Source organism: Mycobacterium sp. 1165196.3 (genome assembly GCF_001673415.1).
GTDB classification, from domain to species: domain Bacteria; phylum Actinomycetota; class Actinomycetes; order Mycobacteriales; family Mycobacteriaceae; genus Mycobacterium; species Mycobacterium europaeum_A.
The window spans coordinates 1-579 of record NZ_LZLU01000126.1; the positions used below are offsets into that span (position 1 = coordinate 1).

Genomic DNA, 579 nt, shown 5'->3' on the forward strand with positions numbered 1-579 from the left:
CGCCCGTTCGACCGCGACCGCACCGGATTCGTCTTCGGCGAGGCCGGCGCGCTGATGGTCATCGAAACCGAAGAACACGCCAAGGCCCGCGGCGCCAACATCCTGGCCCGCATCATGGGCGCCAGCATCACCTCCGACGGCTACCACATGGTCGCCCCGGACCCCAACGGCGAACGCGCCGGCCACGCCATGAGCCGCGCCATCCAACTCGCCGGCCTGAGCCCCTCCGACATCGGCCACGTCAACGCCCACGCCACCGGCACCTCCGTCGGAGACGTCGCCGAAGCCAAGGCCATCAACAACGCCCTGGGCCCCCACGGCGGCAACGCCGCCGTCTACGCCCCCAAAGCCGCCCTGGGCCACTCGGTGGGCGCGGTCGGCGCCGTGGAATCCATCCTGACCGTGCTCGCCCTGCGCGACCAGGTCGTCCCACCCACACTCAACCTGGAAAACCTCGACCCCGAAATCGACCTGGACGTCGTAGCCGGCAAACCCCGCCCCGGCAACTACGAGTACGCCATCAACAACTCGTTCGGCTTCGGCGGACACAACGTGGCCATCGCCTTCGGGCGGTACTGA

The 579-nt window shown here is 69.3% G+C and carries 1 pseudogene; it reads left to right on the top strand.

Annotated elements, in window-relative coordinates:
- Positions 1 to 579, top strand: a pseudogene (gene kasB / locus A5659_RS13755) (3-oxoacyl-ACP synthase KasB); the annotation flags it as partial.